Source organism: Shewanella litoralis (assembly GCF_009828585.1).
Classification (GTDB): domain Bacteria; phylum Pseudomonadota; class Gammaproteobacteria; order Enterobacterales; family Shewanellaceae; genus Shewanella; species Shewanella litoralis.
In genome coordinates this window covers 113,966-132,853 of the sequence record NZ_WSRZ01000005.1, presented here as the reverse complement: position 1 = coordinate 132,853, position 18,888 = coordinate 113,966, and the positions used below count along the sequence as shown (strand labels likewise).

The window sequence follows — 18,888 nt, the reverse complement described above, 5'->3', positions numbered from 1 at the left end:
ATAAAGACGATATTTACAATTATTTTCCAATCACCCTCGTTCCCAAACAATCATCGTTACCAATTGTTTTTGTTTGACTTTTCGTTTCAACATCATCATTTTAACAGTGACTTTTATTTCACCATTACAAAATATTAATCCTTTTTACTATGGAAAAACATCTAATTACAGCCCATAATTGCGCCGCTGACTATATTACAAAGAATCACCACGCTAAGTGTCAGTAATGCATGACCCTAACAACTCCGTTACATGCATGTATGGTGGAGTAAAATAACAATGGACTAAAAAATATGATGAAGAACACATTAAAAGTAGTATTACTCACCTCTATGTTACCTTTCGCAGCATCTGCAGCTGAAGGCCTAACGCCTTGGTATGTTGGTGGTGGTTTAGGTATCAATGATTACGAACAGAACTGCGATAACGCATTAACATGTGGTGACGATGATCCATATGCTTGGGATGTGTTTGGTGGTTACTTATTCAACGAATATATCGGTATTGAATTAGGTTACCGCGATTTAGGTAACGCTGATTGGACTGGTAATGATAACCGCAAATATGACGTTGCCGCTTCAGGTGTTAGCGTTGGTATCGTAGGTTTTTACCCTTTAGCTGACAAGTGGAGCCTTTCTTCAGAAGTAGGTACTTACAGCTATATCCTAGAAAACGACCAAAAATTTAACGGCGTTAACCTAAGTGACTCAGGTGTTGCTCTATTCCTTGGTGCCGGTGTTGGTTATAACTTTACTGACAATCTTAAGCTTCAAGCAAAATACCGTCGTTATGAAAACATGGACGCCGATGTATTAAATAACTTGAAAATGGAAAGTAACTACTGGGGATTAGCATTAAGCTATCGCTTCGGTACTGCTGCTGCCGCTCCTGTTGCCGCAGCACCAGTTGTAGCTGCTGTTGCTGCCGCTCCTGGCGATGCTGACAAAGACGGTGTAACAAACAACATCGACAAGTGTCCAGACACACCAATGACTCATAAAGTTGATGCTACTGGTTGTACTGTTTACGAAAACGTGACAACTAAGTATGACTTAGGTGGTATTTTATTTGCTAATGACTCAGCTGAAATCCGTGCAGGTTCATTTGCTGATTTAGAAAAACTAGCAGACCACTTAACTAAATACCCACAGCACACTGTATCTATTGAAGGCCATGCCTCTAACGTAGGTAAAGCAGCTTATAACATGAAGCTTTCTGAGCGTCGTGCAATTGCAGTTGCAAACTCATTAAATACTAAGTACGGTATCAACAGTACTCGTATCAGCTCTATGGGTTATGGCGTAACTAAACCAGTTATGCAAGGTAGCTCTGCAGAAGCAAACCGTGTAAACCGTCGCATCGAAGCGATTGTTACTGGTACTGAAAAACGTCCAGTAATGCGTTAATAGTTACAATATTACGCTACACTTTAAAAGTCGCTGCCTGCAGCGGCTTTTTTATTTTCAGAACAACCTAAATTTACGACAACAGTGATGACCACTGGCGTTGCAGTGATAGAGTTGCAAGCACCTTCCAACTTGGTTAACCAATTCTGTCTATTTAGCAACAATATCAGTCGAAAATGAGCGAAAAATCATGATTATTTCGTAATTTTTTTACAAATTAAGTTGGAATAATCCTTAAAATCGCTTCTAATAAAGATATAGTTCTATATTAATTGCTTACCGAGAGGAAATTTTCATGGCTAACACACTCGCGCAACTCAAATCATTCACGACCATCGTTGCTGATACCGGCGACATAGAAGCAATAAAGCGTTACCAGCCTGAAGATGCAACCACCAACCCATCATTAATCTTAAAAGCATCTCAAATTCCAGAATATGCTCCGCTTATTGATGATGCGATTGCATGGTCTAAAACACAGAGCAGCAGCATTGAGCAACAAATTGAAGATGCTGGCGATAAACTTGCAGTGAATATCGGTGTTGAAATTTTAAAGTTAGTGCCAGGCCGTATTTCTACAGAAGTAGATGCACGCTTATCTTTTGATAAACAACGCTCAATTGATAAAGCCCATAAACTGATCAAGCTTTATAAAGAAGCGGGTATTGATAAGTCTCGTATCTTAATTAAGTTGGCATCAACTTGGGAAGGCATTTGCGCAGCAAAAGAGCTCGAACAAGAAGGTATCAACTGTAACTTAACCCTACTGTTTAGTTTTGCCCAAGCAAGAGCTTGTGCTGAAGCAGGTGTATACCTTATCTCTCCTTTTGTAGGCCGTATTTTAGATTGGTATAAAAAAGACACAGGTCAAGATTACACTGCTCAAAATGACCCTGGTGTGGTTTCTGTGACAGAAATTTACGACTACTACAAGCAACATGGTTATAACACAGTTGTGATGGGCGCAAGCTTTAGAAACATCGGTGAAATTATTGAGCTGGCTGGTTGTGATCGCCTAACCATTGGCCCTGCACTTTTAGAAGAATTGGCAAACAGTGATGTAACCATTAGCCGTAAGCTTGTTGCTACAACATCAACCGTTGCAGCACCAACAGCATTAACTGAAGAACAGTTCCGCTGGGCCTTTAATGAAGACCCAATGGCAGTAGATAAATTGGCCGAAGGTATTCGTAACTTTGCTATCGACCAAGGCAAGCTAGAAGTGATGTTAAAAACCAAATTAAGCTAGTTGGAGATTATACTCGTGACTAAACTCACTCAAAGTACGACGTGGAAAGCATTACAGGCTAATACAAGCCAGTTGCCCCATATGCGTGAACTCTTTGCTCAAAACCCACAACGTTTCGAGCAAATGAGTGTTAAAGCATGTGGATTATTTTTAGATTATTCTAAAAACCGCATCAACGATGACACGCTTGAGCTGCTTTTTTCACTGGCGAATGAAGCCAACTTAACAGACAAAATCGCAGCCATGTTTAATGGCGATGTGATCAACAACACGGAACACCGCGCTGTGCTTCATACTGCCCTTCGCAGTAAAGCGGAGCAAGAAATCATTGCTGAAGGCGCCAACATCGTTCCTGAAGTACAGCAAACACTGGCTAAAATGGCCGGATTTGTTGAGTCTGTTCAATCAGGACAATGGAAAGGCTACACAGGCAAAACCATCACTGATGTTGTTAGCATTGGTATTGGCGGTTCATTTCTTGGGCCTAAGATTGTCTCGCAAGCGCTAAGACCATATTGGCATGCTGGGCTTAATTGCCACTTTGTCGCCAATGTTGACGCGACATCGATTTGTGAAAAGCTTAAAGGCCTTAATGCCGAGACAACCTTGTTTGTCATGTCATCAAAGTCATTTGGCACCCAAGAGACACTCACAAATACCTTAAGCGCAAAAGATTGGTTTTTAGCTCAGGGAGCTACGCAACAAGATATTGCTAAGCACTTCGTTGCGGTGACATCTAATGTGACTAAAGCGACTGAATTTGGCATGGATGCTAACAACATTTTCCCAATGTGGGATTGGGTTGGTGGACGCTATTCTTTATGGTCGGCAATTGGTCTGCCAATCGCGCTATTAGTCGGTATGGATAACTTTAAAGCCTTACTTGACGGTGCTCACCAAATGGATGAGCATTTTGCATCAGCGCCATTAGCACAAAATATGCCTGTGATTATGGCGATGCTGTCTGTGCTATATGGTAATTTCCATGGTGCCCAGTCGCATGTAATTTTAACCTATGACCATTATTTACGAGGTTTACCTGCTTATTTCCAACAGCTTGATATGGAAAGTAACGGCAAGTCAGTCACCTTAGATGGCACAGATGTAGATTACAGTACTGGCCCAGTGATTTGGGGCGGCGAAGGTACTAATGGTCAACACGCTTATCACCAATTACTGCATCAAGGTACAGCATTAATCCCTGCTGACTTTATCATGCCATTGCAAAGCCATAATCCTTTGGGCGAGCACCATGACCAATTAGCCTCAAACTGCTTTGGGCAAACTCAAGCATTGATGCAAGGTCGTACGTTTGAAGAAGCATTAGCAGAACTCAGTAACAGCAAGCTCGATGAGCAAGCAAAATCGCTTATCGCCAAACATAAAGTCATGCCTGGTAATAAACCAAGCAATACCTTATTGATGGATAAGCTAACCCCTACAACGCTAGGTGCGTTAATAGCGCTATACGAACACCGTACATTCGTACAAGGTGCAATATGGCAAATTAATTCATTTGACCAATGGGGTGTTGAACTCGGAAAACAGTTAGGCAATGATGTCCTTGAGCGAATTGGGGCTAAACACGATGCAACTGAATTAGACGCTTCGAGTAATGCATTAGTGAATATTTATCGTCAAGGTAAACTTTAACTCGCACGTTTACTTAGTTTTGTACTGTCAATGAAAAATGCCGCGCACTAAACCTGAGCGGCATTTTTGTTAGCTTGCACTAACTCCCCTCCTCCACTTTGACGGCAAAAAATCTCTAAAATCAGCCTGCCTCATGACATCCAATAAACTGTAAGCATGGTATAAGTAAAAAAACAAACCGAATCACGCACTGTTTAAATCTATAACTGTTCAAATAACGTATTTAAACGCATCAAAATAACGGCAGAAACTCACCATCAAGTAATTAGTTTAATTAACGAAAATCGAATATAGCGAGGTAAAACATGTGTTTTATTGTTGAAATGAGTCGAGATTCACTAAATCGTGATGTTTTAGTAACGTAAATGCAACACAAGTGTTGCACCCTATAGTTGAAATATGATACTTATTTGTGCAGAGACATCATAATAACAAGGGAGGTTACCATGGATCGATTAGACTATGGTGGTGCGCTAGACGAAGTTGTTGAAAGACCAAGCCGCTCAAAAAGCTCGTCCAAGAAACGTAAATGGCGTGAAATTGAAGCCATTAAAGACAAACAACGTTTACTCAAGGAATTGCAAGATATCGATGATTCATTCGATTTCGATGTTAGTACATTAGTGCTCTAATGACTCAAATTGTACAATCTTTGATTGTCGCTAACATCACATAAAAAGAGCGCATGTTGCGCTCTTTTTGTTATTCTGACACCTGCTAATAGGGGTTATAAAGGCTGTTCAGCCCTGTCGATGTAAGCTCGAAGGTCCTCAAACATCGATTTATCATTATCATTAAAAAGCGGATCATCAACCAATCGTTGCTGACATAATATTGCAACCCTGTCCCAATCGTTGTCGTCAAACAAACTAACAAAAAGCGGAAACACTTCACGCTCTTCATATTCCATATGCAATTGCTGTAATTGGATATAATCCTTTAAGTCTTTTATCAATTTTTCACGAGAAATAACCACATCGGACAAAATCATATTTAAGCTGTAAATAAGTGAGCCAGATGCTTCAGCCAATCGATGATGTTCATTGTATAGTTGACCACAGTTAGCTAAACCCGCTTTATTGCTATAGTAATCAAAAATAATATCTTCAAGTGGATGATGGCTGTGTTCAGCATAACCTTGCATGTACTCAACAATGTCTCTAACAAGATTAAAATTCACCCCGTTTCCATCAGCCAATCGAGTCAACTTATTCGAAAGAATATTCAACAAAATGGCAATATGCTTATGATCGCGCATTAAACGTTGCAACATAACTTTCTCCCGTCATCTAGTTACAAGACATTCTACGTATAAATAATAGTCAAATTTGGCACTTTTACTAATCTACACTGAGATACACAAAATGAGGTATGACGAAGATCATAATATTTGAATATAAAAAAACACCTAACCACAACCCTGTTGCGTGTTAGGTGTTTGAACAGCGTTAAGGCTTTATTTTAAAACAGAAAACATATGAGCCTTAAGCTGCTCAAAATTAGCGTCTAATTCTGCAGATAATATAGGTTTCTCTGCTACGTCGGCTAATTCTGGCGGTAAAGGCAAATCAATCGCTAATTGTTGATCAACCACATCTTTAAACTTAGCAGGATGCGCTGTCCCCAAAAAGATACCGCTTTCATCACCCGTTAACCCTAAGGTTAATGCCTGCGCAGCAATAGCGGCGTGAGGCTCAGACTGATAACCCAGTTGATAAAGCTCAGCTAATGCTGAAGCCGTTTCAGATTCAGACAACGCAACGCCCGTCACTAACGATAGCGGCCAACCCATTTGCTCGCAAATGGCTTCGACACGTGGCCAATTACTTGGCTCTGAGACATCCATCGCATTTGACATGGTTGCTACCGTTTTATGTGGTTGCCATGCGCCATCTTGCAAATAACGTGGAACAGTATCATTACTGTTGGTGGCAGCAATAAAACGTTTAATCGGCAAGCCCATGGCTTTGGCAAACAAACCCGCCGTTAAATTACCAAAATTACCGCTGGGAACGGACAAAACAATCTCATCATTGCCGGCATTTTTGGCTTGAGCCACGGCTTCAAAGTAATAACAAATCTGGGCTAATAAACGGCTAATATTAATAGAGTTAGCCGAGTTTAATGCTAATCCATCACGTACATCACTGTCGTCAAATGCTTGTTTTACTAAGTGCTGACAGGCATCAAAGTCTGATGTCACCGCCACGGTGTGAATATTTTTACCTAAGGTGGTAAACATTTTCTCTTGGAGTTCGCTGATCTTACCTTTTGGGTAAAGCACCATCACATTGACGTTATCTAAACCATAAAATGCGTCAGCAACGGCGGCTCCAGTGTCACCCGACGTCGCTGTGAGAATGGTAAGCTTTTTATTACCCGCAAGTAAATTGACACACTGGGCCATAAATCGAGCGCCAAAATCTTTAAAGGCTAATGTTGGACCGTGAAATAACTCTAAACAAGCACGTTTATCGTCAACTTTGGCAAGCGGCACTTCAAAAGTAAACGCATTATCAACGAGTTTATCAACACTAGCCTGGCCTAATTCTTCGGCTAACCAAGCACCCAACACTTTTTTACTGCGCTCAGCAAAAGGTAACGCCAACAAAGCATCGACATCCGCTAATACCGGAATGGTCTTTGGGAAAAACAACCCTCTGTCTTTGCCTAACCCCAGCTGTACTGCTTGGCTGAAATTTACTACCTGCGATGGGTGTTTTAAATTATATAATTCCATTACGACTGCCTTTTCAATTTCAAATAAATAATGTTTGATGCGCTTACACGCAGCGGGTACCTAACTGGTCTAATTTACACACATGGGCAAAACCGCCAGCCTGTGAAATATAGTGCTTGAGTAACCATTCTTTGGCTTTTTCAGCGGTAGCTAGGTCATCGGTTACACTAAACAAAGTAGGGCCACTTCCGGATATACCAGTCGTTAGCATACCCAATTCAGCGAGTGCCGATCGCGCATCTGTGTATCCAGGAATAGCTGCCGCACGATAGGGTTCAGCTAATACATCTTTAAGCATTTCAATCGCTAATGGAGCATCTTGTTGATAACTGGCATGTACAAAAGCGCTTAAATAGCGGCCAAAATCAATGGCGACCGCTTTATCATATTGCGCGGGTAATAAGTCCCGCATTTTAGCGGTAGATAAAGAAATACCAGGATAAGCAACCACCCAATACCAATTATCAAAACTTGGGATTGCGGCGCATGCTTTGTCTTTTGCATTAAGCATTAATTGCATACCACCCAAGTAACAGGGGGCAACGTTATCGTAATGAACACTACCGGAAATTTTACCTTCAAATTCACCCATTAATCCAAGTAAGGCTTGTTGATCGAAGGGGTTACCAAAATGTTCATTTAAGGCATACAGCGCTGCAACGACCGAGCTTGCACTAGAACCTAGCCCACTGCCAACTGGAAGGTTTTTTTCTAAACTAATGTTCACGCCATCTTTACGGTCAAGCTTGTAGAGAAAAAACTCAGCACATTGGTAAACGATATTATCCTTACCTTCAGCGGGTAACTTATGTGCCCACTCCCCTACTTGGTTAAAATTAACCCCAGAATCTGCCGCACTGATCATGACTCTGTCACCTAACAGTGAGCCATCTATAGGGGCTAAAGCGGCACCCAATAAATCAAATCCTACACCCACATTACCCATTGACGCTGGAGCATACACGGTAAGCACTTCTTGACTGACATTTACCGCTTGATTCATAGCCCAACCTCACGAGTCCAATTTAATGTTCTTAATACATCAGCAAATGCACCTGCGGCAGTGACCGCTGTACCGGCACCATAACCTCTAAGCACAAATGGGATTGGCTGATAATAGCGGCTATAAAATGCCAGCGCATTTTCGCCGCCTTTTACACTGTATAAAGGATCGGTCGCATCAACCTCTACAATTCTCACATAACATTGGCCTTCATCAATTTGACCGACATAGCGCAGAACTTTACCTTGAGCTTTAGCTGCAGCGACACGCTCAGAGATCTGTGCATCTAATGATGGAAGATTAGCCATAAACTGACCGACATCGCCAGAGTCATCAAATGTTGCCGGTAATACTGATTCAACATTAATATCAGACAACTCTAGTGGTAAGCCTACTTCACGGGCAAGAATTAACACCTTGCGCGCCACATCCATACCACTTAAATCATCACGCGGATCGGGCTCAGTAAAGCATTTCTCTCGGGCAATTGTTGTTGCCTCAGATAAACTCATTCCCTCATCGAGCATACCAAAAATGTACGATAAAGAACCCGAAAGAATGCCGTTAAACTTATGCAGTTTATCGCCTGCGTAAAGTAATTTTTTCAAGTTATCGATAACCGGCAAACCTGCACCAACAGTCGTTTCGTATAAAAATTGACGACGTTGTGTTAACGCTGTTTGGCGCAGAGCCTGATAATAAGCATAATCGCGAGTGTTCGATTTTTTGTTAGGTGTCACTACATGAAAACCGGCATTCATCACATCAAGGTAGCGGTCAGACACCAGCTCACTTGAAGTACAATCGACCAATACAGGATTAAGTAATTGTTGTTCTTGGCCCCACTCAAGTAACTTAGCTAAGTCATAATCCTGGCCTTTTTCAACCAGTAATGCTTGCCATTCGCTCAGTTCGATACCTTCACTATTGAGTAACATTTGGCGCGAGTTGGCAATACCACAAACTCGAATACTGATATGTTGCTCTTTTAACATGGCAGTTTGTTGCTTTATTTGATCGAGTAATCCAGCCCCAACATTGCCACTGCCCACTAAAAACACATCGAGATATTGTTGCACATCAAAAAAGGCTTGATGACACGCACCAATTGCATGCTTGGTCTTTTTTTGCTGGATAACCGTTGAGATAGAGCGCTCAGATGACCCTTGAGCAATGGCAACAATGTTAACGCTAGCTTTCGCTAAGGCACTAAAAAACTTAGCCGCAACCCCTTTATGGGTTTTCATCCCATCACCAATAAGTGACACTATCGACAAGTCTTGGCGTTGTTCGATGGGTTCGAGCAATTCATTTTTGATTTCAAGCTCAAACTCTTGTTCTAAGGCCCATTTCGCTTTGTGTGCTTCATGCGTCGCCACACAGAAACTGATGCTGTATTCAGACGAGCTTTGGGTAATCAATGACACTGAAATACCGCTGCGAGAGATAGCGGCTAACGTACGACTCGCCATTCCTACCATGCCCTTCATTCCAGGACCTGACACGTTAAACATGGTTTGATTATCTAAGTTCGAAATCGCTTTAACTTGTAAACCTGTTTGGTCAGCTTCATTTGACACTAAGGTCCCTGGAGCTGATGGATTGAAGCTATTTTTGATGTAACAAGGAATATGATACTGCGCAATCGGCGCAATTGTTTTGGGGTGCAATACTTTCGCGCCAAAATAAGATAGCTCCATCGCTTCTTGATAACTTAATTGCGATAACAGTTTTGCATCAGCGACGACACGAGGGTCAGTGTTATACACCCCATCGACATCAGTCCAAATCTCACAGCTTGACGCATCTAAACACGCAGCCAGTACAGCTGCAGAATAATCTGAGCCATTACGCCCTAATGTCACCACATTACCGTGTGCATCTGCGGCAGTAAAACCAGGCATCACCCATACACGATATTGATCTAGCGGCAGGACCGCGAAACGAGGTTTACTCACGCCGATATCAACAACCGACTCTAAAGGTTGGCCATGCCCCAAAAACAGTGCCACAGGATCTAATTGCGCCGAAGTAAGGCCCTTTGCTAACATGACTTGTTCCATCAGCGCAGCAGACAAACGCTCACCCGTTACGACAATTTGAGCTCGCACACTGTCAGGACATTCAGCCAGCAACTGAACCCCATGTAATTTGTCTTGCCAAACGTGCATTTGCGCCGCTAACTTCGCAACTAACAACTCGTACTGCTGCTTATTCAATAATGATTCTGACGCGTCGCTAAACAAGCTATTAAATACCTGATTGATATGGTCTAAAACAGGTTGATAATCTTGTTGGCTCACCGCAAGGTCAACCATTTCTAGTAAGGCATTTGTTACAGTTGCAGGAGCTGAAAGTACTGTAGCAACAGGCTCCGCTAATGAAGAATCTGCAATAATATCTGCTGCCATTGAAAAACGAGACCAATTCGCCAGTGACGTTCCGCCAAATTTCATTACCTTCATTTACTTCTCCCTGTCACCAAACAATGACGACATTAATTTAATATATATGAATTAAAAACAAAAAAGCCCGCTTCTGTTGTGGGAAGCGGGCCTGTTGTGCAAATCTTTTAGGGTGTAATCAGCCCGCCCCCACTATGGTAATAGTGGTGGTTGTAATGGTAGTAATTACAACGAGCATTAGGGTAGACATCTGATAATCTCTTGTTTCTTTTGGCAACATACCAAAGTAAGTTGCCGAATTAGCTGATACACATTAGGTAACAGAATTGCTTTTTTTGCCCAGTCTTGTCAACCCCTGCTTACAGTTTATTTCCAAGTTATTTTAACAAGTGAGTTGATTTATATTAATTTTAAATTTCTTAATTTTAAATTACCTGCAAATCAGCGATAATTTCCTCATAAAATCACTGTTTACGTTCACGTCACTTACAATAATGAAAAAATAAAACACTTTATTTCCAATGCAATAGGTTAAAATTTCAAAAAAATAATCTTCATCGGTAAATTACTTTTTAGCCATGTCAGCACGGAGACACCATAGCGAGACAAACCAGTTTGCTAAGCTGATTTATTTTCAACATCGAAGTTTTCATTTTAACAAGTCATCTACAAAACATAAAAAGCTGTGATTGAATAAGCAAAAACTGATGTTTGTCATCGCAGACGCCTTATAAAGTACGGTATGATGCGCACATCACGAATTGGAGGCGATATGAAAATTACAAAACATGCAGCGGTTACCATTCATTACCGCTTATCTGATGAGCAAGGTGAATTAATTGAAAGTTCATTTGAAGGTGAACCGATGGTTTACTTACACGGAACCGAAAACTTAATTCCTGGTCTCGAATCAGTGCTTGAAGGTAAAACTGCAGGCGAAAAAGTCGATGCTAACATTCCTGCCGCTCAAGGCTATGGTGAATACCATCCAGGCCTAAAGCAAGAAGTGCCAGTGAGTGCTTTTGGTGACATAGAAGACATTATTCCAGGTATGCGCTTTATTGCTGAAACAGAGCTAGGACAGCGTCCAGTTCAAGTGACTGAAGTTAAAGATGACGTAATCGTTGTTGATGGAAATCATCCACTAGCAGGTCAATCATTACACTTTAGCGTTGAAGTTATTGCTGTGCGTGAAGCTACTGCAGAAGAGCTAGCTCATGGACATATTCATGCCGAAGGCGGTTGTGGAAGCCACGGACATGATCACGACCATGAACACGGTTCTTGTGGAACAGAGAAGCCAGGTTGTGATGGCAATGGTGGCTGCGGCTGTCACTAATTATACTGAGTAAAATGTACTCAGTGTCATTAGAAAGTTTGAAAAAACATTAAGGCATTGTCTAAGTTCTAGGCAGTGCCTTTTTATATGCGTTATACTGTAAATGTAAATAACAGCAATTAACCAGACTTATCTTCAAGACTGTAATGGACCACAATGTCATGAAGATCCTCGTTAATTGCCTATCCATATAATAATTAATACATAGCGACGGAGTGCTTATGTTAATTAAACCCGTATACGAATTATTACCTTACAGCTATATGATTGTTGGTACTGTAAGCCTATTTTTACTTGAGCCGAGTTACGCTCTTATTGCTTCCACTGTGGTGTACCTATATGGCGCCCACGTCTATAACCTGCGCTCAAAAAATCGTCGCACTGACCCAAAACGCAAACGCAAAACTGGCGCAATACCAGAGACGTTGTATGGGCTACTACCTTTTATTTATGTATTTTCTGCGCTCAGTCTATACCGTTTCTATCCACGAGATTCGAGCACGTTATTTGCGCTATGTTTAGTGACATACGGCGCCTACTTAATTATGCGACGCTCAAGCTATAGACATCACAAGTATCCTAAAGGCATCCGCCAATAATTGCCTGAGGGACAACGAGCCAACAACTTGGTCCAGGATGAATTAATCTAAGATTAGCTTTCTCACTTTGGCTCGCTGGCCTGGTGACATATTTTTTAAATAATTTGAACAGCGTGTAATAGTGGCAATACTCACTTGATGTTCAGTGGCAATTTGCCGCTGACTCATTTCACCGGCAAGCAAAGTTTGGAACACCTGTAAACGCCCCGACACCGCGCTTCGCTCTTCTTCTGTCAGTAATAATTGAAACAACACTGACAGGTCTTCATCATTTGCATGAGTTAATATTTTATCTACAACTAAATTCCAGTTGGCACGCATAATTTTTATTCTCTTTGTAGTAATGCCGAAACAGTACAAGTGTATCAATTAACCTGAGTACTTTGCAAAATACAGTCTGGAACACCTTCGATAAAAGATATCGCATTGTTGCAATAAAATTGTGTAGAATAAAACTGTGACTGATTACATGTTTACACTCATAATGATATGTGTAACAGACTTGAATAAGTGCTTATGGAACCCGTGCTATTACTAGAAAGAAGAGAAGGATCATGATGAAAAAGACATTACTTGCTATTGCTGCGACGGCAATATTAATCCCTGCTGCATTTGCTAACAACTTTGAAAAACCTGCTGACGCAATTGAATATCGTCAATCTGCATTTGGTTTGATTGCCTATAACTTTGGTGACATGGGTGCCATGTTAAAAGGCAAAAAGCCGTTTGATGCGGCGGTGTTTAGTAGCCGTGCTGACAATGTTGCAGCCCTATCTAAACTACCTCACGAAGGTTTTATCGCCGGTTCAGATAAAGGCGATACTGAAGCGCTTGCTAAAATTTGGCAGGACAAAGCAGATTTCGACAGCAAAATGACCGAATTTCAAGATAACGCCGCGGCATTAGCGGTTGCTGCGAAATCTACAGACCAAAACCTGATTAAACAAGCTTTTGCTAACACTGGTAAAAGCTGTAAAGGTTGTCATGATGTATACAAAAAAGATTAAGACGCTATAAATTAATCTAAGAAATAAAGCCCATCGGATGGGCTTTATTTTTTTATAACCTAATACAGCCTGAGAACTAAGCTATAAAAAACTCACCACGGGCTCTAACAATAGCCACCAAATACCAGCAAACAATACAGCAACTACCGCCAAGGCTAACCAAGGTGAACGTAAAGTCGGAGCCGTGACTTTGCCACTCACGTACTTATAGCCACTAAACATCGCTTTTAAAATATTGTCGCCTTTAACCACATGCAAAATCACAGCTGCAACGTGTAGTACAACTAACCCTAAAATCACATTGAAATTGGTTTTGTGTAACCAGGTTAACCAACTTGCGGTATCAGACGACACCAGGTGAATTAATGGCCCCTCAGTAAAAATCTCATCGGTAGCAAATAAACCAGTCGTTAATTGCAACACTAATAAACCAAGCAACGCAAACACCATATAGCCACCTAAAGGGTTATGTCCTAATGATGCTGGTTTTGGGTTGGTTAGCGCATAATTGATGACTTTTTTAGGTCCAACAAAGAACTGACTAAACAGAGATGTTTCACTCCCTATTACGCCCCAAATCAATCTAAATAAAATTAGTATCATTAACACATATGCCAGTACTTGATGCCATTGCATCTCGCCAATGTCAGCGGTCCACCACAAGCCACCTAGTAAGCCAACCATGGACCAATGAAATAAGCGTGTTGGAAAATCCCATACCTTTATTTTGTGTTGTTCTATACTCATTGATAACTGCCTATATCCATTTGCGTTCTGGGATGATATCAAATCGGTGACAGATTTTGCTCTTTTATCAAAAAAAGTTAAAACAGTGTCAAGCATTGACTAATGGCAGTTCACGCAATGATGAAAAAAGTACAAATAATATGATTAACAGAAGCGGAACGACAAGAGGAGGTAAAATAAACGAAATAACAACGTAGGTTTTGATGGTTTACCAAACGCCATAAATAGTGCAATAAATAGACAAAAAAGATAATTTAGTATCAACTTATTCATTCAAATATGAGCTGTTCTGCAGCGTAATACAAGGAAATTTTAACGATAAATTGTCAAAAATGTCTAAGCGATCAAATATGCAGCACTTGACACTAACAGCCTGCAAAAGTGTGATTTAGATCACGATTTTTATAGTTAACCTTGGTAATCTGAAGTTAAGCAAACAACAAGAAGGTTCTAAATATGCTGAAAATCACTAGCAAACAACTTGAAGTCACTGCCCTCATCCGCGAAAGAATTGAAGGACGATTAGAAAAACTCTCTCGACACGATATTCAGTTAATTAACCCGCACGTCATTATCACACAAGAAAAGCAGTTGTTTAAAATTGAGGCTTCGGTTGGATTACCTAGTGGAGATTTATTTGCCCAGGCGAAAAGTGAAAACCTATACGCAGCGATTACTGCAATGGGACAAAAGCTGGAAAAACAGCTAAACCGCCTGACTCACAAACCCCAGGCTCAACGCCACGTTTCATTACCCAATGACACAGAAAGCGAATTTGAGTATGTTTATAAGGAGGAAAACGCAGCTTGATGTTAATTATCATTCACCAGCGCACCTTCGGGTGCGCTTTCTTTTGCTTGTAATTGTATCTTGTTGAGTAGAATTACATTGACAGGTTAACTCCGTGGCTTTAGTTTTACCCTATGAACACAAAAATATTCCGCTTTTTTATTTTCTTTTTTATTCAGCCCACCCTCGGAGGCGGATTTTCTGTGTAAAAACGAAAATGAAAATTCTAAAGCCTCCCACTGGGAGGCTTTTTTGTCTTATAAATACTGTTGTATTCACCATACGTCAGACTGTTGCGTTACATTGAGGTCAATATGCAAAAACCACCAGAGTTAAGTCAAACTCGTGAGCAGATCACAGCACTCGATAAATCGTTATTAGAACTGTTATCTAAACGCCGTCAATTGAGCTTAAATGTCGCCCGCAGTAAAGAAGTTGATGTTAGACCGATACGTGACACTCAGCGAGAAAAAGAACTACTCGAGCGTTTGGTGCAACAAGGACGCGATCAAGGTTTAGATGCACATTTTGTAATATCGCTTTACCAAAACATCATTGAAGATTCGGTGCTCTTTCAACAAACCTACTTACACGGACGCGCAAATCCAGACACCCAAAAACAACAATATACTGTGGCATACCTAGGTGCCAGAGGTTCCTATTCATATTTAGCGGCAACACGCTATTGCTCGCGTCGTCAGGTAGAAATGATTGATTTTGGCTGTCAAAGTTTTGATGACATAGTCAATGCAGTTGAGTCAGGACATGCCGATTATGGATTTTTGCCAATAGAAAACACCTCATCAGGCTCAATCAACGAAGTGTATGACGTTTTGCAACATACAACATTATCGATTGTCGGTGAAACTACCATTGAAGTTGGACACTGTTTACTGGCAAAGCCCGATAGCAAAATCAGTGATATCAAAACAATTTACGCTCATCCGCAACCTATTAGCCAATGCAGCCGCTATTTAAGCCAGTACCCACACATTAAACTGGAATATTGCTCAAGCAGTGCCGAAGCGATGAGCAAGGTTATCGATGCAGACAATCACTCTGTCGCTGCGATTGGCAGTGCTGAAGGCGGAGCTTTATATCAGTTAGTAGCACTTGAAAACGGTTTAGCCAATCAAAAGATAAATCAAAGTCGTTTTATTGTTGTTGCCAGAAAAGCCTCTGCAGTGCCATCACAATTACCCGCAAAAACAACATTGATTATGGCGACAGGTCAAAAGCCTGGCGCTCTGGTTGAGGCACTATTAGTATTAAAAGCCCATAATCTCAATATGAGTAAACTTGAGTCTCGCCCAATACCGGGTACGCCATGGGAAGAAATGTTCTACTTAGACATAGATGGCAACTTAGCCACTACTGAAGTACAGCAAGCGATTAAAGAGCTAGAGCGATTAACACGCTTTATCAAAGTGCTCGGGTGTTATCCCTGTGAAACGGTTAAACCCACGCAACTATCACAAGTTCAGCTGCTAATAGAACCCGACAGCTCTAAGCAGGAACCGATAAAAGCGCAACTAAGCAGCCAAGCGAAGCATTCTCGTGCATATAAAGCACAAGACACCCAGCTTGTATGTCAGCATATGCAGTTAGGTGCAGGTCAATTTAGCGCACTACAACAAATTAATTTACCAATAGACAACACCATACTGGCAACACAAGCTAAATTGATTAAAGAAGCGGGCTTTCAAGCAATACTGCTTAACGATTTAAAAAATCAAATGAGTGAACAGCAACTTAAACAACATGCTCAGGTAATTGAACAAGCTGGACTACTGTGCGTAATGCAAATTGATCAAGAGCAAGAGTTCAACATCGCAAGTCAATTAGCCGATATGATCATTTTGGCCGGTAAACAAATGTACAACCCAGACATGCTTGCGTTAATCGGATCGGTTAATTTACCTGTCATATTAGAGCGTAATACCATGGCAAGCATTGACGATTGGCTGCAAGCGGCTGATACGGTGCTCAGCCATGGCAATCAACAACTTGGATTGTGTGAATCAGGTGTGAGAAGTTTTACTCACCCAGAGCTGCTCAGCCTCGATTTAGCTGGCGTGGTTGAAGTTAAATCGCGCAGCCACTTACCTGTGATGGTTAATACCAGCTTCTGCGTCAACCCTGCATTATTAAGCACTCATGCTAATGCAGTAAAACAGCTTAAAGCTGATGCAATCGTATTACAGCAACAAGATGGCGTTTCTCAGGCAGATCTTATTCACAGCCTTTATCAAGGATAAAGGCTGTTTAAAGCACCATTAAAAATGCCGAGATAATTCTCGGCATTTTTATTTCAATGATGTTGTTGATAGAAGGCTATACAGCGAGTCCATCATTGAGGCTTATCCAACCTTTAAAAATACGGTAACTAAACCAACTGACACCGACAAGATACATCGGCAAACTTAACCATAATGGGCTAATCCAGTACCCGGCGATAAAGAATGGGCATAAACCGATAATACTCATGCGTTGCCAGCGTAAATGGCTGCCAAGGACAGACTCTGGATTAACATTTTTCTGGATTAAATTAAGCCATAAACTTAACAAAACAGGGACAAAAAATAATGGGAAAGCACTCATTAAGCCATAAAGAAAATGCCCAAGGGAATTATCTTCAACCTGTTGAGCAGGTAGCATATTCGATGGTGTCATCGACATGGGTTTCCTCCAAAGGCAAGTATTATAGATGTTAGCTAACGATAATAAACCGACAAATTCAGTTCATCTCGTTAGCTAAACATAAGCCTTGTGTTACTGTTTGGCAATAAATTGATCGATTAAAAATGATTAACCTGTCTTCATATCATTGACTGATTGTAACATTGCCCGGCTTTCATGTTGGAACTGAGGTGCAAAATCACCGAACCATTTGGCGACACGTTGGAATTGCGTGACAAACTCCTGACGATTACCCGACTTGAGCATAGCAAGCGCATCTCGATAGTTATCTAAATAATCACTAATCGCATGCTGGCTCCCTTGTTGGGCAAAGATTATATCGGCATATAACTCAGGATCTTGAGCAAACAGTCTGCCTACCATGGCCAATTCTAAACGATAGATAGGTGAGCTAAACTGCAACAAATTATCGATATCGGCTTCTTCTTTACAAAGATTTAAACCGTAAACAAAAGTCGAAAAATGACGCATTGCTTGTACAAGTTGCATCGCATTATCATGACGCTCAGCTTCAGCCTCAACAATACGCGCCCCCCAAATCTCAATTTGCTGTAATAACCATTGATATGCTTCTGGTTGGCGGCCATGACACACCACCACAACTTGTTTTGCTAAGCTGCCTACATCTGGGCCAAACATTGGGTGTAAACCGACTACAGGGCCTTTATGGGCGGCTAGCATCGCTGCAAGCGGCTTTTCTTTAATAGAGGTTAAGTCTGCTAGTATACAATTTGATGGTAACTGGGTTAATTTTTCACGGATCACATCACAAGTCACATTAATCGGTACTGTGACAATAACTAGACCAGCCCCGTCAAAAATAGCATTAGCATCTTGCCAATCATTTTTATCAATACTTTTTACTTTGTAACCAGACAAGGTTAGCATTTGGGTAAACAACTGGCCTAACTTACCTTGCCCACCCACTACAACAACATGTCCTAAATCTTGCTTAACTTGTTTAAAGCCAACATCTTTTTCATTTAAGTAAGACTCACGCATTAATCGGCGCAAGATATCTTCGATAAGTTGTGGCGACACATTCATGTTTTGTGCTTCTGCACGACGTTTCGCCAGCATTGATGCTTCGCGCTGAGGCGCATAAATTGGCACGCCAGCAGAATGTTTTACCGCACCAACTTGAGCGACTAAATCAAGACGCTTACGCAGTAAATGCAACAGTTGCTGATCGACACCATCAATTAGGTCGCGTAAATTTTCAAGATCAGCAGTCGTCTTTTCGTTCATATT

17 protein-coding genes and 1 other annotated feature are annotated in these 18,888 nt (G+C 41.2%); of the genes, 9 read left to right on the top strand and 8 right to left on the bottom strand.

The annotated features are described in order from the left end of the window. Window positions 1-293: 293 nt before the first annotated feature. The 4 genes from GQA99_RS06490 to GQA99_RS06475 all read left to right on the top strand — a co-directional run bounded on the left by GQA99_RS06490 (window position 294) and on the right by GQA99_RS06475 (window position 4,940). Entirely contained in the window at window positions 294-1,406 is a 1,113-nt protein-coding gene (locus GQA99_RS06490) for an OmpA family protein (protein WP_160053081.1), read from the top strand. Between the two features lie 295 nt (window positions 1,407-1,701). Further along, a complete protein-coding gene (gene tal, locus GQA99_RS06485; RefSeq protein WP_160053080.1) occupies window positions 1,702-2,655 on the top strand; it encodes a transaldolase in 954 nt (317 codons plus the stop codon). Window positions 2,656-2,670: 15 nt separating this feature from the next. Continuing rightward, window positions 2,671-4,308 (top strand): glucose-6-phosphate isomerase, encoded by a 1,638-nt coding sequence (gene pgi / locus GQA99_RS06480; protein WP_160053079.1) that lies wholly within the window; start codon window positions 2,671-2,673, stop codon window positions 4,306-4,308. 446 nt (window positions 4,309-4,754) lie between these two features. Beyond that, on the top strand, window positions 4,755-4,940 hold the full coding sequence (locus GQA99_RS06475; RefSeq protein WP_160053078.1) for a DUF3545 family protein: 186 nt from the start codon (window positions 4,755-4,757) through the stop codon (window positions 4,938-4,940). 95 nt (window positions 4,941-5,035) lie between these two features. Here GQA99_RS06475 and GQA99_RS06470 read toward each other — a convergent pair whose 3' ends face one another. The 4 genes from GQA99_RS06470 to thrA form a co-directional block, all read right to left on the bottom strand. Continuing rightward, window positions 5,036-5,581 (bottom strand): hemerythrin domain-containing protein, encoded by a 546-nt coding sequence (locus tag GQA99_RS06470; RefSeq protein WP_160053077.1) that lies wholly within the window; start codon window positions 5,579-5,581, stop codon window positions 5,036-5,038. A gap of 183 nt (window positions 5,582-5,764) precedes the next feature. Next, the gene (thrC, locus tag GQA99_RS06465; protein WP_160053076.1) at window positions 5,765-7,048 is read right to left on the bottom strand and encodes a threonine synthase; all 1,284 of its coding nucleotides are present in this window, start codon (window positions 7,046-7,048) and stop codon (window positions 5,765-5,767) included. Window positions 7,049-7,091: 43 nt separating this feature from the next. After that, entirely contained in the window at window positions 7,092-8,051 is a 960-nt protein-coding gene (thrB, locus tag GQA99_RS06460; protein WP_160053075.1) for a homoserine kinase, read from the bottom strand. Then, complete coding sequence (gene thrA / locus GQA99_RS06455) at window positions 8,048-10,516, bottom strand: bifunctional aspartate kinase/homoserine dehydrogenase I (protein WP_160053074.1); 2,469 nt, start codon at window positions 10,514-10,516, stop codon at window positions 8,048-8,050. Before thrA ends, thrB begins: the two co-directional genes overlap by 4 nt. Window positions 10,517-11,228: 712 nt before the next feature. On the opposite strand from thrA, the gene slyD reads away from it, so the two are divergent. Together slyD and GQA99_RS06445 are read left to right on the top strand one after the other, a co-directional pair. Next, window positions 11,229-11,795, top strand: a complete 567-nt coding sequence (gene slyD, locus GQA99_RS06450) for a peptidylprolyl isomerase (RefSeq protein WP_160053073.1) — start codon at window positions 11,229-11,231, stop codon at window positions 11,793-11,795. Between the two features lie 221 nt (window positions 11,796-12,016). Beyond that, window positions 12,017-12,394, top strand: a complete 378-nt coding sequence (locus GQA99_RS06445) for a hypothetical protein (RefSeq protein WP_160053072.1) — start codon at window positions 12,017-12,019, stop codon at window positions 12,392-12,394. Window positions 12,395-12,436: 42 nt separating this feature from the next. On the opposite strand, the gene trpR is transcribed toward GQA99_RS06445, so the two are convergent. After that, on the bottom strand, window positions 12,437-12,715 hold the full coding sequence (trpR, locus tag GQA99_RS06440) for a trp operon repressor (RefSeq protein WP_160053071.1): 279 nt from the start codon (window positions 12,713-12,715) through the stop codon (window positions 12,437-12,439). A gap of 236 nt (window positions 12,716-12,951) precedes the next feature. Between trpR and GQA99_RS06435 the strand changes: the two genes are divergently transcribed. After that, window positions 12,952-13,401: a c-type cytochrome gene (locus GQA99_RS06435; RefSeq protein ID WP_160053134.1), complete on the top strand. Its 450-nt coding sequence runs from the start codon at window positions 12,952-12,954 to the stop codon at window positions 13,399-13,401. A gap of 81 nt (window positions 13,402-13,482) precedes the next feature. On the opposite strand, the gene GQA99_RS06430 is transcribed toward GQA99_RS06435, so the two are convergent. Further along, complete coding sequence (locus GQA99_RS06430; RefSeq protein ID WP_160053070.1) at window positions 13,483-14,148, bottom strand: cytochrome b/b6 domain-containing protein; 666 nt, start codon at window positions 14,146-14,148, stop codon at window positions 13,483-13,485. A 456-nt stretch (window positions 14,149-14,604) separates the two neighbouring features. Between GQA99_RS06430 and hpf the strand changes: the two genes are divergently transcribed. Continuing rightward, entirely contained in the window at window positions 14,605-14,958 is a 354-nt protein-coding gene (gene hpf / locus GQA99_RS06425) for a ribosome hibernation-promoting factor, HPF/YfiA family (RefSeq protein ID WP_101086362.1), read from the top strand. 115 nt (window positions 14,959-15,073) lie between these two features. Beyond that, window positions 15,074-15,194: a sequence feature (Phe leader region), on the top strand. Between the two features lie 57 nt (window positions 15,195-15,251). Further along, window positions 15,252-17,195: a chorismate mutase gene (locus GQA99_RS06420; protein WP_160053069.1), complete on the top strand. Its 1,944-nt coding sequence runs from the start codon at window positions 15,252-15,254 to the stop codon at window positions 17,193-17,195. Window positions 17,196-17,271: 76 nt separating this feature from the next. Here the strand turns inward: GQA99_RS06420 and GQA99_RS06415 are convergent, their stop codons facing one another. Next, a complete protein-coding gene (locus GQA99_RS06415) occupies window positions 17,272-17,610 on the bottom strand; it encodes a hypothetical protein (protein WP_373291411.1) in 339 nt (112 codons plus the stop codon). Window positions 17,611-17,745: 135 nt separating this feature from the next. After that, entirely contained in the window at window positions 17,746-18,885 is a 1,140-nt protein-coding gene (gene tyrA / locus GQA99_RS06410) for a bifunctional chorismate mutase/prephenate dehydrogenase (protein WP_160053067.1), read from the bottom strand. Window positions 18,886-18,888: the final 3 nt, after the last annotated feature.

What these genes read in the sequence shown, in the direction of transcription:
- GQA99_RS06490 (WP_160053081.1), top strand. Translation starts at nt 294, where the DNA reads ATGATGAAGAACACATTAAAAGTAGTATTACTCACCTCTATGTTACCT.
- GQA99_RS06445 (WP_160053072.1), top strand. Translation starts at nt 12,017, where the DNA reads ATGTTAATTAAACCCGTATACGAATTATTACCTTACAGCTATATGATT.
- GQA99_RS06415 (WP_373291411.1), bottom strand. Translation starts at nt 17,610, where the DNA reads ATGACACCATCGAATATGCTACCTGCTCAACAGGTTGAAGATAATTCC.
- thrA (WP_160053074.1), bottom strand. Translation starts at nt 10,516, where the DNA reads ATGAAGGTAATGAAATTTGGCGGAACGTCACTGGCGAATTGGTCTCGT.
- tyrA (WP_160053067.1), bottom strand. Translation starts at nt 18,885, where the DNA reads ATGAACGAAAAGACGACTGCTGATCTTGAAAATTTACGCGACCTAATT.
- trpR (WP_160053071.1), bottom strand. Translation starts at nt 12,715, where the DNA reads ATGCGTGCCAACTGGAATTTAGTTGTAGATAAAATATTAACTCATGCA.
- hpf (WP_101086362.1), top strand. Translation starts at nt 14,605, where the DNA reads ATGCTGAAAATCACTAGCAAACAACTTGAAGTCACTGCCCTCATCCGC.
- GQA99_RS06430 (WP_160053070.1), bottom strand. Translation starts at nt 14,148, where the DNA reads ATGAGTATAGAACAACACAAAATAAAGGTATGGGATTTTCCAACACGC.
- GQA99_RS06420 (WP_160053069.1), top strand. Translation starts at nt 15,252, where the DNA reads ATGCAAAAACCACCAGAGTTAAGTCAAACTCGTGAGCAGATCACAGCA.
- thrB (WP_160053075.1), bottom strand. Translation starts at nt 8,051, where the DNA reads ATGAATCAAGCGGTAAATGTCAGTCAAGAAGTGCTTACCGTGTATGCT.
- GQA99_RS06435 (WP_160053134.1), top strand. Translation starts at nt 12,952, where the DNA reads ATGAAAAAGACATTACTTGCTATTGCTGCGACGGCAATATTAATCCCT.
- GQA99_RS06475 (WP_160053078.1), top strand. Translation starts at nt 4,755, where the DNA reads ATGGATCGATTAGACTATGGTGGTGCGCTAGACGAAGTTGTTGAAAGA.
- GQA99_RS06470 (WP_160053077.1), bottom strand. Translation starts at nt 5,581, where the DNA reads ATGTTGCAACGTTTAATGCGCGATCATAAGCATATTGCCATTTTGTTG.
- slyD (WP_160053073.1), top strand. Translation starts at nt 11,229, where the DNA reads ATGAAAATTACAAAACATGCAGCGGTTACCATTCATTACCGCTTATCT.
- tal (WP_160053080.1), top strand. Translation starts at nt 1,702, where the DNA reads ATGGCTAACACACTCGCGCAACTCAAATCATTCACGACCATCGTTGCT.
- thrC (WP_160053076.1), bottom strand. Translation starts at nt 7,048, where the DNA reads ATGGAATTATATAATTTAAAACACCCATCGCAGGTAGTAAATTTCAGC.